This is a genomic window from uncultured Altibacter sp. (assembly GCF_963972995.1).
Taxonomy (GTDB): Bacteria; Bacteroidota; Bacteroidia; order Flavobacteriales; family Flavobacteriaceae; genus Altibacter.
Map to the genome: position 1 here is coordinate 98,423 of NZ_CAXAXI010000003.1, position 18,181 is coordinate 116,603.

Genomic DNA, 18,181 nt, shown 5'->3' on the forward strand with positions numbered 1-18,181 from the left:
TGTCGCGGCTACGGGATTTTCGCTCTACAAGCCCGCCTTTGGCGGGTCCCTCACGCTTTCTATTTGTAACTTCGGGGTCCCAAAAAGGCTGCCGTGGTGGTCTCCACCAGTCGGTCCCCACTGTATACACCTATTTCTACCCTATCCTTATCTCCTGTTAATGCACTGGCATTGATCTCAATAAAAAGTGTTCCTTCAGACAATCCTTGCGGCGGAACAACAAACGCGTCATGTGCTACCAATTTCACGGTCCCTTTATGGGAGAGCAACTCAAACCGTACGTCCTCGATCGCCGCAGTAGTCTTGTTCACCAATTTGAAGGTATACACATTGCTTATAATATTATTCTCCTTGTGTTCATACAACTGTCCCGGCAATCGCAATATCCTTGCTTCCACATCATTCCTTAGAAATAGCATCCCCGTAAGAACCGACACCAAAATGAATAACACTGCGGTATATCCCTTTAAGCGCGGGGTGAACTTGAATTTTGCTTTTTTCTCGATATTATCTTCACTCGCATAGCGTATGAGCCCTTTGGGAAGATTCACCGCCTCCATGATGCTGTCGCATGCATCGATACATGCCGTGCAATTCACGCATTCCAGTTGTGTCCCGTTTCTAATATCTATACCGGTAGGACATACATGCACACATTGAAAACAATCGATACAATCACCTTTCCCACTGGCTTCACGGTCCTCATTCTTTTTGAACTTGGCCCGTCCCATTTCCTTCTCACCGCGTTTATGATCGTAAGCAACCACAATCGATTTGTTGTCGAGCAGCACCCCTTGTAAGCGTCCATAGGGGCAGGCAATGATACACACCTGTTCGCGAAACCAAGCAAACACAAAATAGAATACGCCCGTAAATATCAACAGAGAGATGAGTGTACTCACATGACTTAAAGGCCCGTCCATTATGTATTGTATCAAGCGATCACTCCCTATCAAATATGCCAAGAACACATTGGCAATGAGAAAAGAGATAATGAAAAAGATACTCCACTTCAACACTCTTTTTTTAATTTTCTCACTATTCCAAGGCATTTTATCCAGCCGTATCTGCTTACCGCGGTCCCCATCGATCCAATATTCAATACGTCGAAAGACCATTTCCATGAAGATAGTCTGTGGACAAATCCATCCGCAAAAGATTCTTCCAAAGGCAACGGTAAAGAAGATCACAAATACCACTCCTATGATCATCATGATCACAAACAAATGAAAATCCTGTGGCCAGAACGGAAATCCAAAGATGTTGAAACGGCGTTCCAACACATTAAACATGAGAAACTGGTTTCCGTTGATCTTCACAAAAGGAGCCGCAAACAAAAAAAGTAAAAGAACGTAGCTCACATACTTGCGATATTCATACAACCTTCCTGAAGGTTTCTTTGGGAAGACCCAAGCCCGTTTGCCTTCTTTGGTTACAGTACCAATACTGTCTCTAAACTTTTCGTTCTTTGGGGTCTCCAAGGGTTTTTGTAATTTAAATTCTTGTTATTGATTGTCGGTTGTGAGATCTTCCACCACGGGATCATCTGTCATGATCACCTGTACCTTCGTAGAATCAATCACTTCCACCGAAACGTTGTCCACTCGGGCATTTTCATCTATCCACAGTTCTCCTTCGGGTTCTTTCGCTTCAGCCGGAGTAATACCATGTAAAGAGAGGACATAACTGGCAACTTGGGCCATTTCGGCCGGTTTCAGGTCGGTTTTCCAGGCGACCATTCCTTTTCCTGCTCGTCCTCCTTCAGAAATAGTATTGAACACATTCTTTATTCCACCACCCAAGATCCAATAATCGTCTACCAGATTCGGACCAATTCCGCCGCCGCCATCAGATTTATGACAAGCAACACAATTGGCTTCAAAAATGGTTTTACCGGCATTGATATCCTCCGCACCGGTGAGAAGTTCTACCGTATTCACATCGACAAGATCTTTGGCCGTTTTTTTGTATTCATCTATCTCCGCCCGTGCCTCGGCTACGGCAATTTCATATTCCTCATCCTGATTGGCATCGTCGAATATGTGGTAACGCACCATATACACCACAGCAAAAATTATAGTAGCATAGAACATATACACCCACCATGGCGGGAGGTTATTGTCTAATTCTTTAATACCATCGTAATTGTGGTCTAAGATGATTTCGCCTTCTTTCTCGACAGGTTTGCTTCCCAGTAACTTCTTATAGACCCGCTTGAACCATCCAAACCGATTTTCTTTCTTAGCTGCTTCCGCAGCGAGATATCGCCCTTTAGCTTCCGGAGACAACCCATTAAAAAGAATGCGTTTCAGTGTTTCTGAAATGACTTCCACAGCGATGGCAAATAACAGCAACATGGCTAGTACGGCCCAAATAATGGGGTATTTTTCAATGGCTATTTGATCGCCGGTATCTATCGTGAACTCCAGCAGAAAAAATGCGAGGACCATAAAGGTGATGATCCGTAAATAGGAGGTTCCTGTTCTCATAATAAATCGTCGTTTTGTTGGTTGTTTGACTCTAGTGGAATGTTGCTAACTTCAGCAATGTGTTCTTTCTTTGCGGTAAAGACCCACCAAAAAAGGACTACAAAAAAGATGAAGAAGATCAACAGTGAAATAATAGGATAGATCTGTACCCCATCGATGCTTTCTAAGTTTCCTTTGATAAATCGTAACATACTTAATCGTTTTGCGCTGAAACTTCAGCATTATTGGTTACTTTAATATCGGTTCCAAGACGTTGCAGGTATGCGATGATCGCTACCACTTCTCGATCCTTCATTTCAATAAAGGTCTCACCGTTCTCTTGTGCATACTGCTTGTCGGCTTCATAGGTTTTCACGAAATCGGGATCGCTGTACAGGTTTTGCTGAATGGTAGTACCTTGCGCATCCATCCACTCTTGCGCCCGTGCGATATCTTCTTCCGTATAAGGCACCCCAAGAGACACCATGGCCTTCATCTTAGCTTCGGTCATGGATTTGTCAAGTTCACGTTGTATCAACCACTTATACGATGGCATAATTGAGCCTGAAGACGTACTCTGCGGATCGTAGAAATGGTTCAAATGCCAGTTGTCGCTGTACTTTCCTCCTACCCTGAACAGATCGGGGCCGGTACGCTTGCTACCCCATAGGAACGGGTGATCGTAAACATATTCGCCGGACTTAGAATATTCCCCATAGCGCTCCACTTCACTTCTAAAAGGGCGGATCATTTGTGAATGACACGAAACACACCCTTCCCGAATGTAAATATCACGGCCTTCCAGTTCTAAAGGGGTATACGGTTTTACACTGGAAATCTTAGGTACATACTCGTCTACCATAAGCGATGGAATGATCTGTACCATGCCTCCAATTAAGATCGCAATCGTAGCATAGATGGTAAGCTTTACCGGGCGACGCTCTAGCCATGTGTGATACCCCTCTTTGGCGGTTCGTTTCTTGGTTACTTTCTCAAGTGCTGCTGCTTCGGCAAGCTCATCGGTAACCTTGCTTCCTTGACGTACGGTCTGAACCACATTGTATAGAGAAATAAAAGCACCTATAATAAACAAACTACCCCCAATGGCCCGCATCCAGTACATCGGCATGATCTCACTTACCGTCTCCAAGAAGTTTCCATAGGTGAGCGTGCCATCCGGATTGAATTGTTTCCACATGGAGGCTTGAACAAATCCGGCTACATACATTGGAAGTGCATACATTATGATCCCCAAGGTCCCGATCCAAAAATGGAAGTTCGCCAATTTGATGGAATAGAGCTTTGTTTTAAATAATTTAGGCACCATCCAATACAGCATACCAAAGGTCAAGAATCCGTTCCACGCTAATGCACCTACGTGAACATGCGCAATGATCCAATCGCTAAAGTGAGCGATGGCGTTCACGTTCTTCAAGGATAACATAGGTCCTTCGAAAGTAGCCATTCCATATCCCGTGATCGCAACGACCATGAACTTAAGAACAGGATCGGTTCGCACTTTATCCCAAGCTCCTCTCAAGGTCAAAAGACCATTAATCATACCACCCCATGAGGGTGCGATCAACATCACCGAGAACGCAACACCTAAGTTCTGGGCCCAATCCGGCAATGCAGAGTATAAAAGGTGGTGAGGGCCTGCCCAGATATAGATAAATATAAGCGACCAGAAGTGAACAATAGACAATTTATAGGAATACACAGGTCGATTGGCTGCCTTTGGGACAAAATAATACATCAAGCCTAAGAATGGTGTGGTCAAGAAAAATGCCACTGCATTATGACCGTACCACCATTGCACCAAAGCATCCTGAACGCCCGCAAAGGCCGAATAGCTCTTCAAGGCATTTACAGGTATTTCAATGCTGTTCACGATATGGAGCACGGCCACAGTAACGAAAGTGGCTAGGTAGAACCAAATCGCCACGTATAAATGACGCTGTCTTCTTTTAAGAATTGTTCCAATGAGATTTGCCCCAAACGCCACCCAAATTAAGGCAATGGCAATATCGAAGGGCCACTCCAGTTCTGCATATTCTTTGGAAGTGGTATACCCTAGAGGTAAGGTGATCGCCGCCCCAACAATAATTAACTGCCAACCCCAAAAGTTGAGATTACTCAGGAAATCACTCCACATACGGGCTTTTAACAAGCGTTGGGAAGAATAATATACCCCTGCAAAAATGGCATTCCCTACAAAGGCAAAGATCACAGCATTGGTGTGCAAGGGACGTAAGCGTCCAAAGCTCAACCACGAGATCCCATCGGTCATGTTAGGGAACATGAACATAAACGCGAGGATGAGCCCAATCGTCATACCAACGATCCCCCAAATAAGGGTGGCCCAAATAAATTTCTTAACGACTTTATTGTCGTAATAGAATTGTTCTACTTTCATAGTGATTCGTGTTTCTCTTGATTAGTGTTTGATTGTTTATTCGATTTTTTTTGGGTTGAAACGGTGGTGTCTTTAACTACTTCGTCTTCAAATAACATACGAACCGAAGGTGTGTACGTATCGTCGTACTGACCTCTGTTTACTGAAAAAATGAATGCTGCGAAGAATACCAAAGCTACGATTACGCTTATGGTTAGTAATACATAAATAATACTCATACCTACCTGAATTATGCTGTAAAATTAGTACTGCGTGGTTCCTTAAAATATGACATCGGTCAGTTATACCTTATTTAAAATCGTTTTAAGGGAGTGCTTACATATTGGGTTGCCACTGTGGTAAACACTACAATGGTTATTGAACTCAATGGCATTAGAATCGCAGCGATTACCGGCAGTAAGTTTCCTGTTACAGCAAAAGAAACACCTACAATATTGTATAGCAACGACAGCAGGAAACTCCATTTTATGATTTTGATTCCCTTCTTGGAGATAGAAAAGAACCGGGTGATATCTGAAAAACGGGAGGCATCCAAGATTCCATCACAGGCCGGGGAGAACACGTTTATATTTTCAGAAATAGCGATCCCTACGTTGCTTTGCTTTAAAGCCCCCGCATCGTTCAAGCCATCTCCAACCATCATTACGGTTCTTCCCGCTTCCTGAAGCGAGCGTATAAACTCCAGTTTATCGTTGGGCTTTTGGTTGAACAACAATTGGGTGCCTTTGGGTAACAGCTCTTGAAGCCGCTCTCGCTCTCCTTCATTATCGCCTGATAAAACAATAAGCTTCTTGTCCTTATGAAGGTCCTCGAAAACCCGCGCAACTCCTTCTCTATATTCATTGTGAAAGACATAACATCCTTTATACACTTCATTGCTGCTTACATGCACCTTGGTTCTTGCCACAGCCGCTGCTTGTGGGGAGGTATCTGTTTTGGTGTCACTATCTACGAAACTGTACGATCCAACCTTCATACGAAGGTTATTGGAGCGTGCGTACATACCCAAGCCGGTCTCTTCTTCAAATTCATCTAAGGTTTGAATACCATTATTCTTCAGCAAGTCGTACAGAGCGCGACTTAACGGGTGATTGGACGCACGCAGTGTGTTGGTTAGCAAGGTCTCCTCTTCCGAAGAAAGTGCAATCCCTTCATACGTGATCAAACTTTTCTTATGAGTAGTAAGGGTTCCGGTCTTGTCGAAAACCACGGTGTCTACTTTTGCGATCTGCTCGATCACCGAAGCTTCCTTAAGGTACAATTTATGCTTTCCGAAGATTCGCAATAAATTCCCCAAGGTGAAAGGAGACGCTAAGGCAATGGCACAGGGACACGCAACGATCAATACGGCTGTAAATACATTGAACGCCTGGATTGGATCGTACACCAACCAAAAAAGAGTCGATAGAAAAGCGATGGACAAAACCGCGACAGTAAACCGCCTGCTAATACTGTCTGTAAGTGATTGAAAAAGATTGGGCCGTTCTTTTTGGAACACCTCGTTACTCCACAATTGGGTTAAGTAACTTTGTTCTACGGGTTTTAACACCTCGACTTCTAACACTCCTGCCATTTGTTTTCCGCCGGCAAAAAGTTTATCACCGCTTTCCTTGGTTACCGGTTCGGCCTCTCCGGTGACAAAACTGTAATCGATCAAGGCATTCCCTTTAATAAGAATGGCATCTACCGGCAATAGTTCGTTATTTCGAATAAGTATACGATCGCCCTTTTTAACTTCGTAAACCTCTGTTTGCTCTTCGGAAAGATCTCCTTGGTCGTTTCTGTGCAAGCGGGTAACCGCAATGGGAAAATACGACTTGTAGTCGCGTTCAAAAGAAAGGAAGGCATAGGTTTTTTGCTGAAAAAATTTACCCAACAACAAAAAGAACACCAATCCGGTAAGGCTGTCGAAGAAGCCCGAACCCCAGTCGAAGACAATATCCATGGTACTTCGAATGAATAGCGCCGCGATTCCGATGGCGATAGGTATGTCTATATTTAAGAACCCCGATCGTATGCCCTTATAGGCCGCAGTAAAATAATCACGACCGGAGTAGAATACCACCGGAAGTGAAAAGGTAAACATCAACCATCTAAAAACATGTTTGAATTGTTCCAGCCAAAACTCTTCTTCTCCTCTTCCGAGATCGAAATATTCCGGAAACGAAAGGAACATCACATTTCCAAATGCAAAACCCGCAACACCCAACTTATAGATAAGGCTTCGGTTGTATTGTTTTTTCTTTTTATTCGAATCTTCCAGCGAAATGTTGGGTTCATATCCAATACGGCTTAAAAGCAAGACAAGTTCCTTTAAGGAAGCCTTTTCAGAATGAAATGTGATTCGAACGGTTTTTTCCGGGAAATTTACTTGTGAGGTCGTTACGGCCGGATGCAATTTTTGAAGGTTTTCCAATACCCAAATACAAGAACTGCAATGAATAGAAGGTATTACAAAGGATACAATTTGTGTATTCGTATCGTCGAATTCCAAAAGCTTTTGGACAATTGCCGCATTATCCAAGAAATCGAATTTGCCGGAAACTTCATTGGGACTTGTCCCCGGAGTCTTCTCGAGATCGTAATAATATCCAAGGTCGTTCTCGTTAAGAATCTCAAAAACGGTTTTACAACCATGACAACAAAATGTTTTTTCGTCGTAGGGAATAACAGTGTCAAGACAAGAATCCCCACAATGGAAGCATGTATCCATAGATTAAAATTTGCTCATTATACCTAGGGCAAAGGTTAGGATTATGAGATCTTTAAAAAATGATTTATGTCAGCTATGCGTCAGACCCCACCAATTATTTGAGCGTGGTCTTTTTACAGGTATTAATCCCAAACGGCGCATATAAAGGACAAAAACTCACAAAACTGGTGATTACGAATACAGCTGCCAAAACCAAGAGGATGATTCCCAGCGTCCCTTCAATAACATTAGTGAAATACAATACTAAAATCCCAAGTGCAATTAGTATGCGAAGCATGCGGTCTGTGCCGCCCATATTTTTTTTCATATTAAAAACTTTTAATAAATCTTTCGTAAATATCAGTCAAACAACACAATAGACCTATGATAATTATCATATCACCCGGCACTCTTATTAAAAAAGATAAATTTATCTTTTTATGAGAAATATCATTTTTTACTCTGGGCCTAGTTTCGATTTTTGCCTTATAAAAAATACATACTATGACAATTACAAAAGATAAAACCGTTGCCGAGATCGTTACCGAAAACATCAAGGCATCCCACGTTTTCAAAAAATACAACATTGACTTCTGCTGTGGTGGCGGTGTGACCATAGAAAAGGCCTGTGAGAAAAAAGGCATAGCCTACGAGACCTTGAAAAACGATCTTCTTCACCTCGATTCTTCCGTAGAAGATTCGAACGATTACAATAACTGGAAGCTTCCGTTCTTGATCGACTACATCGTGAACATCCATCACCAATATGTGGAAGAGAACCTGCCGTTGTTATTGATGTACGCCTCTAAAGTGGCGAAGGTACATGGACATCATTATAGTGAAGTGATCGAAATCGATCGTCTTGTTCGTGAGATCGCTTCTGAACTCGCCGCACACATGAAAAAGGAAGAATTGATTCTCTTCCCTTTCATAAAGCAAATGGTACGAGCCGAAAAAGAAGGGACTCCCCTACCAAACAGAAATTTTGGAACGGTAGACAACCCCATCAAAATGATGGAACACGAACACGAGGAAGTGGGCCAGCTATTTAGAGAAATAGCACAGCTTACCAATGAATACACACCCCCTTCTGGAGCCTGCAACACCTTTAAAGCCTTATACGACAAGTTAAATGAGTTTGAGCAGGACCTTCATACGCATATTCATTTGGAGAACAATATTCTGCATCCCAAGGCCTTGCAGTTAGAACAGCGCCTGCAGTCTTAATAGTATGTTGTTGCTTAAGAAAGCTGTCCGGGTCGTGCCATTTGGACAGCTTCTTTTTTATTTTTGAAGTTTGACAAACGTTCATGCCACTCAATAAACACATACATATAGCTCTTGGTTATTTTTTTATCATTGCATTCTTAGGCGTAATAATGCGGTTGTACCCAATTGCCGATATCCCTGCGCCCTATCGCTTTATCGTTCATACTCATTCCCATGTTGCTCTACTAGGTTGGGTCTATACAGCTATTACGACACTTCTAGTGTATGCTTTTTTGCGCAATGAAGCTACACTTAAAATGTACAATCGTATTTTTTGGGTCACGCAAGTCACTATTCTCGGGATGCTGTTCTCATTCCCATTTACCGGTTATGCCTTATTCTCTATCCTATTTTCTACTTTATTTTTAATTGCCTCGTACTGGTTCGTCTCTTTTTTTCTGAAAAACGTTCCGATTTCGAAAAAGCGACTACCATCCTTTAAGTTAGTGCGTATATCACTTTGGTATTTAATTCTTTCCAGCATAGGCCCTTGGGCGTTAGGAGCTATTATGACCACCTTAGGAAACAGTTCACCTTGGTACCGAAACGCCATCTATTTCTTTCTGCATTTTCAATACAACGGCTGGGTTATTGTCGCCTTAGTTGAACTTTTTTTTGTGTTATTAGAAGATTGGGGGTTGAAATTTCCACCCAGCGCATTTAAAAAATTCTTTTCCCTGCTGAATGCAGGTGTTATACTCACTTTCTTTCTATCTGTGTTGTGGATGGAACCTCATGCTATTTTTTATGTGTTGGCAGGTATGGGAGCGCTCCTTCAGGTGATTGCCTTTGGCATGCTGTTCGTATGGGTTTTTAAAAATCGCGTCACCGTTAAAGAAAATCTTCCGGGACTGGTATATTCGCTTTTAAAGGTCTGCGGAGCCTTGCTAATAATTAAGTTAGGTGCGCAATTATTGGGTGCAGTTCCCCCTGCATCTAAAATCATTTCAGCAAATATTGACTACGTTATTAGTTATATCCACTGGGTATTTCTCGGGATAGTTAGTTTGGCACTTTTAGCGTTCCTAAAACAATTTCAACTAATTAGAATAACCAAACCCATTTATTGGCTGTATCTCTTAGGTTTCTTTCTAACAGAGATACTTATTTTTTATAGAGGTACGACCTCGTGGCTTGGAGGCAACACAATAGAAAACTATCCCGAAGCACTTGCACTGTCGAGCATTCTTCTTTTTACAGCCATCGCCCTGTTATTTCTACAGCAATTTGTAAAAAGAGGAAGCTAACTTATCTTAACTTTCTTGGCGTCTAACAACGTTACCATTTTTATGAGTTCTTTTAAAATCGATTGGCCGCGATCCTTATTGTACCAAACTTGAAGTGATTCTTTAAAGGCCGCATCCAAGGTTCCGTGTTGGGCTTTATATTGTAACACCAGTTGGGTTGCTGCTTCCGAGCGTGGTCCCCAGTCTGCCAACACGTCCAAATTCTCATCCAAAACAATGAGCTTCGGGATCGCACGTGCGCCGTTTGTAAGAAAAGCATCCATTAACTCCGGATGTTGATCCCGTAGCAGTATCCGGAGTTCAATGTCTGGAGCTGTTTCCGCAACCCGGTTGAGGAACGGAAGTGTTTGCGCAGCATCCCCACACCAAGTTTCGGTTAGCACCAACCATGTTTGTGGTTGTACGGTCTCTTTAAGCCGCTTGGCCTGGATCTCTGTAAGAAAAATGGTCTTATCCAATCGTTTGCTTCGGCTGAAATTCAATTTTGTGAATTGAATCCTTTCCGCTGTAGGTTCTCCGGTGGTACCGTCTTGTGTAGCCAGCTGCTTGAACATCAACATATATTCAGCATAGGTCATGCCGGCTTGTATTGCTTCTTTTATTGTATTTTTCATACGAGTGTGTTTATTTTTTCTGAATAGTTTATATTATAATAGCCTCCTTTATTTTCGGTACGTTGTAAAGAATGATCAATAATTAAATAGGCTACGCTTAGCATGTTACGTAGTTCACAAAGTGTTGAGGTGAGCGTATGTCTTTCAAATAGGATCTCGGTATCTGCACGAAGCATGGCAAGCATTTTAAGTGCTGTTGTTAACTCATGCGTACTTCGAACGATCCCGGCGTTACAGCGCATGAGCTGTTGTAACTCCAGTATTTTACTTTGAAGAATGGTTTCTTCGGCTGGCCCTGATTTTTTATTCTGCTTCCATTGTGGAGGTTCTTCCGTAATACTTTTAAGATCTTGTTTAATGTGGTAGCGAAAAATACGATGGGCATATACCAATGCTTCTAAAAGTGAGTTGGAAGCCAATCGGTTGGCACCGTGAAGCCCTGTACGGGAACACTCTCCACACGCAAACAGATTATTTATACTTGTTCTCCCCCAACTATCCACCTCAATTCCTCCACAAACATAGTGTGCAGCGGGGACAACCGGTATCCAGTCCTGTGAAACGTCTATTCCTAAACGTGAACAATTGGTGAAAATCGTAGGAAACTTTTGTTTAAACGTTTCAGTCTTTAAATGCGTACAGTCTAAATATACGTAGGGAATATGTTCTTTCTTTATTTCGGCATGGATTGCACGAGCCACAATATCCCTTGAAGCCAACTCGGCATCTTCATGATTGTGCAACATAAAGCGTTCTCCATTGGTATTACGCAAATATGCTCCGAAGCCCCTTACAGCCTCTGAAATCAAAAAGGAAGGAGTTTCCTTTTCCTCGTAAAGCGCAGTTGGATGAAATTGAATGAATTCCATATCCCTGATCCTTGCATTGGCTCTGTAGGCCATCGCAATACCATCTCCGGTAGCAACCATGGGATTCGTGGTATGCCCGTAGATCCTGCCAAGGCCTCCGGTAGCCAAGACAACACTTGCTGCTCTTAAAGCGCAAATTTCACCCGATATCTGATCCAGCACATAGGCTCCAAGACAAGCTGATGGTGTATTGGAAGCATGTAATGGATGGGATTCCAAGATAAGATCCACTGCAAAATGATGTGATAGTAACTCAATGTTATCCAAAGCATGTACCCTTTGCAAAAGAGCTCTTTCAATTTCAGATCCCGTAGCGTCCTTATGATGAAGCACCCTATATTCGGAATGACCGCCTTCCCTACCCAACGAAAAATTGCCATGCAGATCCTTATCGAATCGCACGCCCCATTCTATTAGTTCTCGTAAGCGTTCGGGCCCTTCCTTCACTACCATTTCAACTATATTGGGATCACACATGCCATCTCCGGCCAAAAGGGTGTCAGCAATATGTTTTTGGAAAGAATCCTTTTTCTCACTAATGACAGATGCTACCCCGCCCTGGGCGTATTTAGTATTGGACTCTGATTCGTGAGCCTTGGTAACAATAGTAATAATGCGCTTTGGAAAAGCTTCGGCCATTTTTATGGCTAAAGTCAACCCTGCCACACCCGATCCAATAATAAGGCATTGTGATTCTTTCATCCTATTTCGATAATTCCAACATCCGTTCTATGGGTTTCAAAGCTTGTATTCTTATTTTTTCTGAAACTTGTATCTGTGGTGTGTCATCGCGCAGACAATTGTACAATTTCTGAAGTGTGTTAAGTTTCATATAAGCACATTCACTGCAAGCACAGGTGTTATCTTCCTGCGCCGGGGCCGGTATCAAGGTGGCCTTTGGTACTTCTTGGCGCATTTTATGTAAGATTCCCGCTTCGGTCGCAACAATAAATTTTTCGGAAGGATACTTCTTAACATACCCTATCATTCCGGCCGTGGAGCCAATATAATTAGCCGTGTCCAAAATGTGGGTTTCAGATTCGGGATGTGCGATTATCTTGCTCCCCGGATGCTCCTTATACAGGTTCACAAGCTTATCTATGGAAAAAGCTTCATGTACAATACAAGATCCATCCCACAGCAGTAACGCTCTTCCGGTTTTTTTCTGAATATATTTCCCAAGATTCTTATCGGGAGCAAAAATAATTGGCACTTCGGCAGGAATACTATTTACGATCTTCAGGGCATTTGACGAAGTGCATACGATGTCGCTCATGGCTTTGATCTCTGCCGAACAATTGATGTAGGTGATCACCATATGATCCGGATACGCTTCAACAAGTTCTGCAAAAGGCCCAGGCAAACAAGAATCTGCGAGTGAGCAGCCTGCATTAAGATCGGGGATTAGCACCTTTTTTGTAGGATTTAGGATCTTGGCCGTTTCAGCCATGAAGTGTACCCCGGCGAACACAATTATATCGGCATTGGTCTCAGCTGCTTTTTGTGATAATCCTAAACTATCGCCAACATAATCGGCTATATCCTGAATTTCGGGTGCCTGATAATAATGTGCTAAAATGACAGCGTTTTTATCATTTTTCAACGATACAATTGCTTCGGAAAGTTTTTTTGTCAATTGATTTGTTTTGACACAAAAATAAAATGATTAACCCCTACTAAATATGACTAAAATCATGGTTTGACCCTTGTTCAACAATTCGATTAAGGTGTACTTTCTGAAGCTTCAGAAAAATGGGATTTTTATAATTAATAGTCGGGTTCGCTTGTTCTTATCTGCTTAATAAAAGCCTTTACTAACGGCAAGGCAATCATTCCGATAGAAATAACGAGTGCAACGCCAAAGAAGCTAATTGCTCCATACGTTACTGCTAAGCCTTCCTGCATTTCGGAAAAGAGTCCTTGTTTAGTAAAATACAACCAATAACTTTTCTTTATCCCTGCGGCAAGTATGGAACACCAAAAAAGAAACAGGGAAATATTAAAAAGTTGCAATCCTCTTTTGGTTACCCATTGCGCTTTTGGGAATGAAAAATTTAAGTTTCCAACAATAAAATACAAGGAAGAGAACAAAATGGTTGTATTGATCCCAATCGTGGTACCCATAGCATGTGCAACAGTAACGTGGGTCCCGTGGGTAAAGAAATTAATGGCCGGGATGGAGAACAGCAGCGCAAGAATTAGATTGAGCAGAATCCAGAAATCTGCAGACATCATAAACTTGGTTGCCATAGGGTGATTTAATTTATCGACTTTAGGCAACGACCGTTTCCAATTATAAATAATAGAACCAAGAACGACCCATTCTGTCATGCTCACCCCATAGGCCAAATAGCGAATCCAAGGCTGTGTTGGTAAAAAATAGGTGTGATGCGCCCATCCAAACATAAGGTTGGAAAGTCCTAAGAAATAGAAGAAGAATGCGATCTTACTTGTGGCCACATTACTGTCCTTTTTTATTTTGGACATTACGTAAATTGAAATCCCGTAAACCAGCATATTCCAAGACCCTGTAAAAGAACCATACGATTTCCACTGAACGGACATGTCTTTTATAAACGAACTCCTGAAATAGTCAAAAAACCAAAGGTGGGCTTCCATCAAATGATAGATCATAAAAACAATCCCGGTACCCCACATCCAATAGTATACCGGCCAATTTCTCACTTTCTTCCGAAGGGTTCTAAAAAAATTGAATCCGAAAAGTATCCAACCCAGAATGATGGGAATAATCAAGACAGGGGCAAAAGCAAAGTATTCCCTTCCTTTCATAAATCCAAAGGCATAGGAAATATAGATTGCGACTCCCGTTAACAAGAAAATGATAAAATGTGCCCAAACTAAAGAAGGTGCTGCAATTTGTAATCTTTCAATTTTTGACATGAAAAAATAAATACTCCCGGTAGCTCCAAGAATAATCCATGAAATAACCGATGTGGTATGGAATGGCCGCAACTTTGAGAAAGGCGTATATTCCTTTAAGAGCTCCGGAACTATGTATTGAAACGATGCCGTAAGTCCGAATAAGATCCCTGCCAATAAAGCAAATAGCGCAAATATTAAAAAATATAAAGGAAGTCTATTTGGCATCTTTATACTTTATTTTTACCCAGCCGCTGCGTTCAATAGAAGCATCGAAATTGGGATAGTATCCTGTTTCATCGACGATTCGCAAGTATTCGATAATCGCATCCTTCTCACCTTCCGAAAAATTAAATTTAGGCATGCTGCTTACGCCGCTGTTCAAAAAGGCCTTTATAAACAATGGTCCTTTGTCGATATTAGAATAAACATTGGTAAGATCCGGTCCTAAATATCCCCCCAATCCGTATAACTGATGACAAGACCAGCAATTATTTTCCTGCCATAGTTCTTGACCCTCGATGGCTTGAGAGGTTAATGCAGATGAAGGCGTATAAGATTCTGCGCTGTAAATGAAATAATTATAAATTGAGAAAAGTACAAGTAACATTGCGATCACAAAAAAGTACTTTCTCGTAATTTTTGACATTTTGAACAAATAAATACAGCGATAAAAGTAACCATAACAGCGCCCTTCAAATATGACATTTATCATTTTTGACGACTATTGCTTCAGCATGCTTTTAGTGAAACATATATGATTTAAATCATACTCAAGTTGAGGTCGATTCTCTAGTTTTACTCCTTTATTCTCAAAAAGGATATGCTAAACAAAAAATTAATCTCCCCATCAAGTATCGCAGTTATCGGGGCTTCCAATGATGTGAAGAAGCCGGGAGGGAAAATGCTTAAGAATATTTTGGATGGAGGCTTTAAGGGAAACCTTTGTGTCGTCAATCCTAAAGAAGAAAAAGTACAGGGAGTACACAGTTTTCCCAATGTAGGATCCCTTCCAAATATCGATCTTGCGATCCTTGCCATTCCTGCCCGACATTGTTTAGAAGCAGTGACCGTTTTGGCAGAGCAAAAAAATACGAAGGCCTTTATAATTATTTCGGCGGGATTTGGTGAAGCCGATGCGGTCGGGGCATCCTTGGAGCGTCGTATCACTGAGATTGTAGAAAAGGTCGAGGGCTGTTTAATAGGTCCTAATTGTATTGGTGTGATCACAGAATACTATAAAGGCGTGTTTACCTCGCCAATTCCCAAATATGATTCAAGTGGTTGTGATCTAATCTCCGGGTCGGGTGCTACGGCAGTATTCATTATGGAAGCGGGAATGGCTTTAGGAGTTACATTTGCGAATGTTTTTTCGGTTGGTAATGGGGCGCAAACAAGCATAGAAGATGTATTGGAGTATATGGATCGCAACTATAATCCGGCTACCGATGCTCCCATTAAGCTTCTATATTTAGAGACTATAAAAGATCCCGAAAAACTCCGAAGACACGCTGCTTCTCTTATTAAAAAAGGAGTAAGGATCGCTGCAATTAAAGCCGGAAGTACCACAGAAGGAAGCAGAGCGGCAACTTCGCATACAGGTGCCTTGGCAAATAGCGACATGACAGTACGGGCATTATTCAATAAGGCCGGAATAGTATATTGCAGCAGCAGAGAAGAATTATTGAGTGTAGCTTCTATCTTTAAATATAAAAAGTTAAAAGGAAAGAACATTGCCATTATAACACATGCCGGCGGCTCGGCAGTTATGTTGGCCGATGCCCTATCCAAAGGCGGATTAAGTGTTCCGGTTATAGAAGGACAAGAAGCTGAAAAATTAAAAAGCTACTTATACCCGGGATCTTCGGTTGGTAACCCTATTGATTTCCTCGCTACAGGAACAGCCGAACAATTAGGTATCATTATAGATTATTGTGAACATAAATTTGATATAATCGACGCCATGGTGGTAGTTTTTGGGAGCCCGGGTCTGTTGGACGTGGAGAATGTGTACAACGTTCTGGGTGTTAAACTGGATGTTTGCAAAAAACCTATATTTCCCGTTTTACCTTCCGTAATAAATGCCCGGCGTGAAATTAGCCGGTTCATTGCGCAGGGGCATATCAATTTTCCGGATGAAGTTGTTCTGGGAAAAGCATTGGCTCAAGTTTATAAAACCCCTCAGCCATCTACTGAAACAATTGTTCTTCCTTCAATAGACCTTAAAAACATTAGAAAAATTATTGAACAAAACCCATCGGGATACTTAACTGCAAGTGATACTGAAGCGCTACTAAAAGCCGCCAACATCCCGCATGTTCCCACTATAGTTGAAAATACAAAAGCAGCACTGCTTTTAAAATTAGATGCGTTCGATTTTCCCATTGTAATGAAAGTAGTAGGACCCCTTCACAAGTCTGACATAAAAGGCGTGCTAATAAATATCGCTTCGGTAGCGGAAGCTTCTGATGCTTTTGATCAATTGATGAACATTGATAACGCAACAGCTGTAATGGCACAACCGCAATTAGCCGGTTTAGAGCTTTTTGTTGGTGTAGCAAAAGAAGCAGGGTTTCCCCATACCATAATTTGTGGTTTAGGAGGAATCTTTATTGAAATTCTCAACGATGTGGCGGCCGGATTAGCTCCTATTTCAGAAAAAGAAGCAAGAGCAATGCTTCAATCGCTGCGTGGTTATAAATTATTGCAGGGTGTTCGGGGTAAGGACGGAATCAACGAAGCTGCTTTCATAGCTATAATCCAACGTATTTCGGCACTTGTTCAGATCGCTCCGGAAATAACAGAAATGGACATTAATCCGTTGATTGGAAATCCAAAGGACCTTGTTGCGGTAGATGTTCGTATCAAAATTGAAAAAACAGTAGTTTCCGTAGCGAACTAATCCTAAAGAAGTAAAAGAATTACGCAAATTAGAAGCGTAAAACCTATTATGAGCACCTGCCAGAACAGGTGTGCCTTTTTCAGTTCCATGAAATTTAACGCGACACCAATAATCTTAAAAATCGCTAAGCCTAGAATAATTGCGGCTATATAATCTTTCACAAATTGCGATAGGATCACAGAGATACCTGTGAGTGCCAAAAGAATTATCCATGTAATATTAATTGTTCTTTCCATAATTAATACAGCAAATAAATAACAGGGAACAACAATAGCCATATTAGATCACAAAGATGCCAAAACGCGCCGGCAGCTTCAAAATCATCAAGTTGTATACGTTCCGGGTTTTTACGAAGCCCTAAAAGCATGGTTCCTAGTATCACCAAGCCTACAAATACGTGTATCACATGGAACAAGGTGAGCATCCAATAATATGAAAAGAATGTATTGAATCCCATGGTAAGACCTGCGTCTACTTTATCATAATACTCTATTCCCTTTATTACGATAAATAGTAAGCCTCCCAGCATACTGCCTACCAAAAATAGTCTGCTCTTAGCAAAATTCCCCTTTCTAAAAAAGTGTAGGGATTGCGCCATGGACCATCCGCTACTCAACAAAACTATTGTATTGATAGTGCCTAAAGACCGATCAAGAAGCAATCTTGATGCATGAAATAACTCCGGCATATCAGAAGCGTGAATACCCATAAATACGAGAGCAATCCCAAAAGTGATAAGTTCCAAATAGATAATTATCCAAAGTAAGATTCCCCCGGGAGGATAATACAGGTTTTTGTAGTTTATTATTTGCGTACGCGCCACT

At 41.7% G+C, this 18,181-nt stretch carries 17 protein-coding genes; 3 read left to right on the forward strand and 14 right to left on the reverse strand.

Features of this window, described 5'->3' with window-relative positions; all coding sequences use genetic code 11:
• Positions 1-59: 59 nt before the first annotated feature.
• The 7 genes from ccoG to AACZ11_RS02240 all read right to left on the reverse strand — a co-directional run bounded on the left by ccoG (position 60) and on the right by AACZ11_RS02240 (position 7,904).
• Entirely contained in the window at positions 60-1,481 is a 1,422-nt protein-coding gene (gene ccoG / locus AACZ11_RS02210) for a cytochrome c oxidase accessory protein CcoG (protein ID WP_290627691.1), read from the reverse strand.
• Between the two features lie 24 nt (positions 1,482-1,505).
• Positions 1,506-2,489 (reverse strand): cbb3-type cytochrome c oxidase N-terminal domain-containing protein, encoded by a 984-nt coding sequence (locus tag AACZ11_RS02215; protein ID WP_290627693.1) that lies wholly within the window; start codon positions 2,487-2,489, stop codon positions 1,506-1,508.
• Positions 2,486-2,680, reverse strand: a complete 195-nt coding sequence (locus tag AACZ11_RS02220; protein WP_290627695.1) for a CcoQ/FixQ family Cbb3-type cytochrome c oxidase assembly chaperone — start codon at positions 2,678-2,680, stop codon at positions 2,486-2,488. Before AACZ11_RS02220 ends, AACZ11_RS02215 begins: the two co-directional genes overlap by 4 nt.
• A gap of 2 nt (positions 2,681-2,682) precedes the next feature.
• Positions 2,683-4,884: a cytochrome-c oxidase, cbb3-type subunit I gene (gene ccoN / locus AACZ11_RS02225; protein WP_290627697.1), complete on the reverse strand. Its 2,202-nt coding sequence runs from the start codon at positions 4,882-4,884 to the stop codon at positions 2,683-2,685.
• On the reverse strand, positions 4,881-5,102 hold the full coding sequence (gene ccoS, locus AACZ11_RS02230) for a cbb3-type cytochrome oxidase assembly protein CcoS (protein WP_290627699.1): 222 nt from the start codon (positions 5,100-5,102) through the stop codon (positions 4,881-4,883). The genes ccoN and ccoS overlap by 4 nt, the downstream gene beginning before the upstream one ends.
• A gap of 74 nt (positions 5,103-5,176) precedes the next feature.
• The gene (locus tag AACZ11_RS02235; protein WP_290627701.1) at positions 5,177-7,597 is read right to left on the reverse strand and encodes a heavy metal translocating P-type ATPase metal-binding domain-containing protein; all 2,421 of its coding nucleotides are present in this window, start codon (positions 7,595-7,597) and stop codon (positions 5,177-5,179) included.
• A 94-nt stretch (positions 7,598-7,691) separates the two neighbouring features.
• Positions 7,692-7,904: a DUF2892 domain-containing protein gene (locus AACZ11_RS02240; protein WP_290627703.1), complete on the reverse strand. Its 213-nt coding sequence runs from the start codon at positions 7,902-7,904 to the stop codon at positions 7,692-7,694.
• Between the two features lie 176 nt (positions 7,905-8,080).
• Here AACZ11_RS02240 and ric point away from each other — a divergent pair, with 176 nt between their 5' ends.
• Together ric and AACZ11_RS02250 are read left to right on the forward strand one after the other, a co-directional pair.
• Entirely contained in the window at positions 8,081-8,803 is a 723-nt protein-coding gene (ric, locus tag AACZ11_RS02245; protein ID WP_290627705.1) for an iron-sulfur cluster repair di-iron protein, read from the forward strand.
• Positions 8,804-8,886: 83 nt separating this feature from the next.
• Positions 8,887-10,092 (forward strand): hypothetical protein, encoded by a 1,206-nt coding sequence (locus tag AACZ11_RS02250; protein WP_339831343.1) that lies wholly within the window; start codon positions 8,887-8,889, stop codon positions 10,090-10,092.
• Here AACZ11_RS02250 and AACZ11_RS02255 read toward each other — a convergent pair.
• From AACZ11_RS02255 to AACZ11_RS02275, 5 genes are all read right to left on the reverse strand, one after another.
• Positions 10,089-10,706, reverse strand: coding sequence for a thioredoxin family protein (locus AACZ11_RS02255; protein WP_290627709.1), 618 nt, complete (start codon positions 10,704-10,706; stop codon positions 10,089-10,091). The genes AACZ11_RS02250 and AACZ11_RS02255 overlap by 4 nt on opposite strands.
• Positions 10,703-12,277, reverse strand: a complete 1,575-nt coding sequence (gene nadB / locus AACZ11_RS02260; RefSeq protein ID WP_290627711.1) for an L-aspartate oxidase — start codon at positions 12,275-12,277, stop codon at positions 10,703-10,705. Before nadB ends, AACZ11_RS02255 begins: the two co-directional genes overlap by 4 nt.
• Position 12,278: 1 nt before the next feature.
• Positions 12,279-13,211, reverse strand: coding sequence for a quinolinate synthase NadA (gene nadA / locus AACZ11_RS02265; RefSeq protein WP_290627713.1), 933 nt, complete (start codon positions 13,209-13,211; stop codon positions 12,279-12,281).
• 131 nt (positions 13,212-13,342) lie between these two features.
• The gene (locus tag AACZ11_RS02270) at positions 13,343-14,683 is read right to left on the reverse strand and encodes a cbb3-type cytochrome c oxidase subunit I (protein ID WP_290627715.1); all 1,341 of its coding nucleotides are present in this window, start codon (positions 14,681-14,683) and stop codon (positions 13,343-13,345) included.
• Positions 14,673-15,104 (reverse strand): cytochrome c, encoded by a 432-nt coding sequence (locus AACZ11_RS02275; protein ID WP_290627717.1) that lies wholly within the window; start codon positions 15,102-15,104, stop codon positions 14,673-14,675. The genes AACZ11_RS02270 and AACZ11_RS02275 overlap by 11 nt, the downstream gene beginning before the upstream one ends.
• 174 nt (positions 15,105-15,278) lie before the next feature.
• Here AACZ11_RS02275 and AACZ11_RS02280 point away from each other — a divergent pair, with 174 nt between their 5' ends.
• Positions 15,279-17,357, forward strand: coding sequence for an acetate--CoA ligase family protein (locus tag AACZ11_RS02280; RefSeq protein WP_290627719.1), 2,079 nt, complete (start codon positions 15,279-15,281; stop codon positions 17,355-17,357).
• A 2-nt stretch (positions 17,358-17,359) separates the two neighbouring features.
• Here the strand turns inward: AACZ11_RS02280 and AACZ11_RS02285 are convergent, their stop codons facing one another.
• Together AACZ11_RS02285 and AACZ11_RS02290 are read right to left on the reverse strand one after the other, a co-directional pair.
• A complete protein-coding gene (locus AACZ11_RS02285; RefSeq protein ID WP_290627721.1) occupies positions 17,360-17,593 on the reverse strand; it encodes a cytochrome C oxidase subunit IV family protein in 234 nt (77 codons plus the stop codon).
• A gap of 2 nt (positions 17,594-17,595) precedes the next feature.
• A complete protein-coding gene (locus tag AACZ11_RS02290; protein WP_290627723.1) occupies positions 17,596-18,180 on the reverse strand; it encodes a cytochrome c oxidase subunit 3 in 585 nt (194 codons plus the stop codon).
• Position 18,181: the final 1 nt, after the last annotated feature.

Excerpts from the sequence above, each read along its gene's own strand:
- AACZ11_RS02275 (WP_290627717.1), bottom strand. The coding sequence starts at position 15,104 with ATGTCAAAAATTACGAGAAAGTACTTTTTTGTGATCGCAATGTTACTT.
- AACZ11_RS02280 (WP_290627719.1), top strand. The coding sequence starts at position 15,279 with ATGCTAAACAAAAAATTAATCTCCCCATCAAGTATCGCAGTTATCGGG.
- AACZ11_RS02285 (WP_290627721.1), bottom strand. The coding sequence starts at position 17,593 with ATGGAAAGAACAATTAATATTACATGGATAATTCTTTTGGCACTCACA.
- AACZ11_RS02240 (WP_290627703.1), bottom strand. The coding sequence starts at position 7,904 with ATGAAAAAAAATATGGGCGGCACAGACCGCATGCTTCGCATACTAATT.
- AACZ11_RS02255 (WP_290627709.1), bottom strand. The coding sequence starts at position 10,706 with ATGAAAAATACAATAAAAGAAGCAATACAAGCCGGCATGACCTATGCT.
- ccoN (WP_290627697.1), bottom strand. The coding sequence starts at position 4,884 with ATGAAAGTAGAACAATTCTATTACGACAATAAAGTCGTTAAGAAATTT.
- ric (WP_290627705.1), top strand. The coding sequence starts at position 8,081 with ATGACAATTACAAAAGATAAAACCGTTGCCGAGATCGTTACCGAAAAC.
- AACZ11_RS02270 (WP_290627715.1), bottom strand. The coding sequence starts at position 14,683 with ATGCCAAATAGACTTCCTTTATATTTTTTAATATTTGCGCTATTTGCT.
- AACZ11_RS02215 (WP_290627693.1), bottom strand. The coding sequence starts at position 2,489 with ATGAGAACAGGAACCTCCTATTTACGGATCATCACCTTTATGGTCCTC.
- nadB (WP_290627711.1), bottom strand. The coding sequence starts at position 12,277 with ATGAAAGAATCACAATGCCTTATTATTGGATCGGGTGTGGCAGGGTTG.
- AACZ11_RS02250 (WP_339831343.1), top strand. The coding sequence starts at position 8,887 with ATGCCACTCAATAAACACATACATATAGCTCTTGGTTATTTTTTTATC.
- AACZ11_RS02235 (WP_290627701.1), bottom strand. The coding sequence starts at position 7,597 with ATGGATACATGCTTCCATTGTGGGGATTCTTGTCTTGACACTGTTATT.
- AACZ11_RS02220 (WP_290627695.1), bottom strand. The coding sequence starts at position 2,680 with ATGTTACGATTTATCAAAGGAAACTTAGAAAGCATCGATGGGGTACAG.
- ccoS (WP_290627699.1), bottom strand. The coding sequence starts at position 5,102 with ATGAGTATTATTTATGTATTACTAACCATAAGCGTAATCGTAGCTTTG.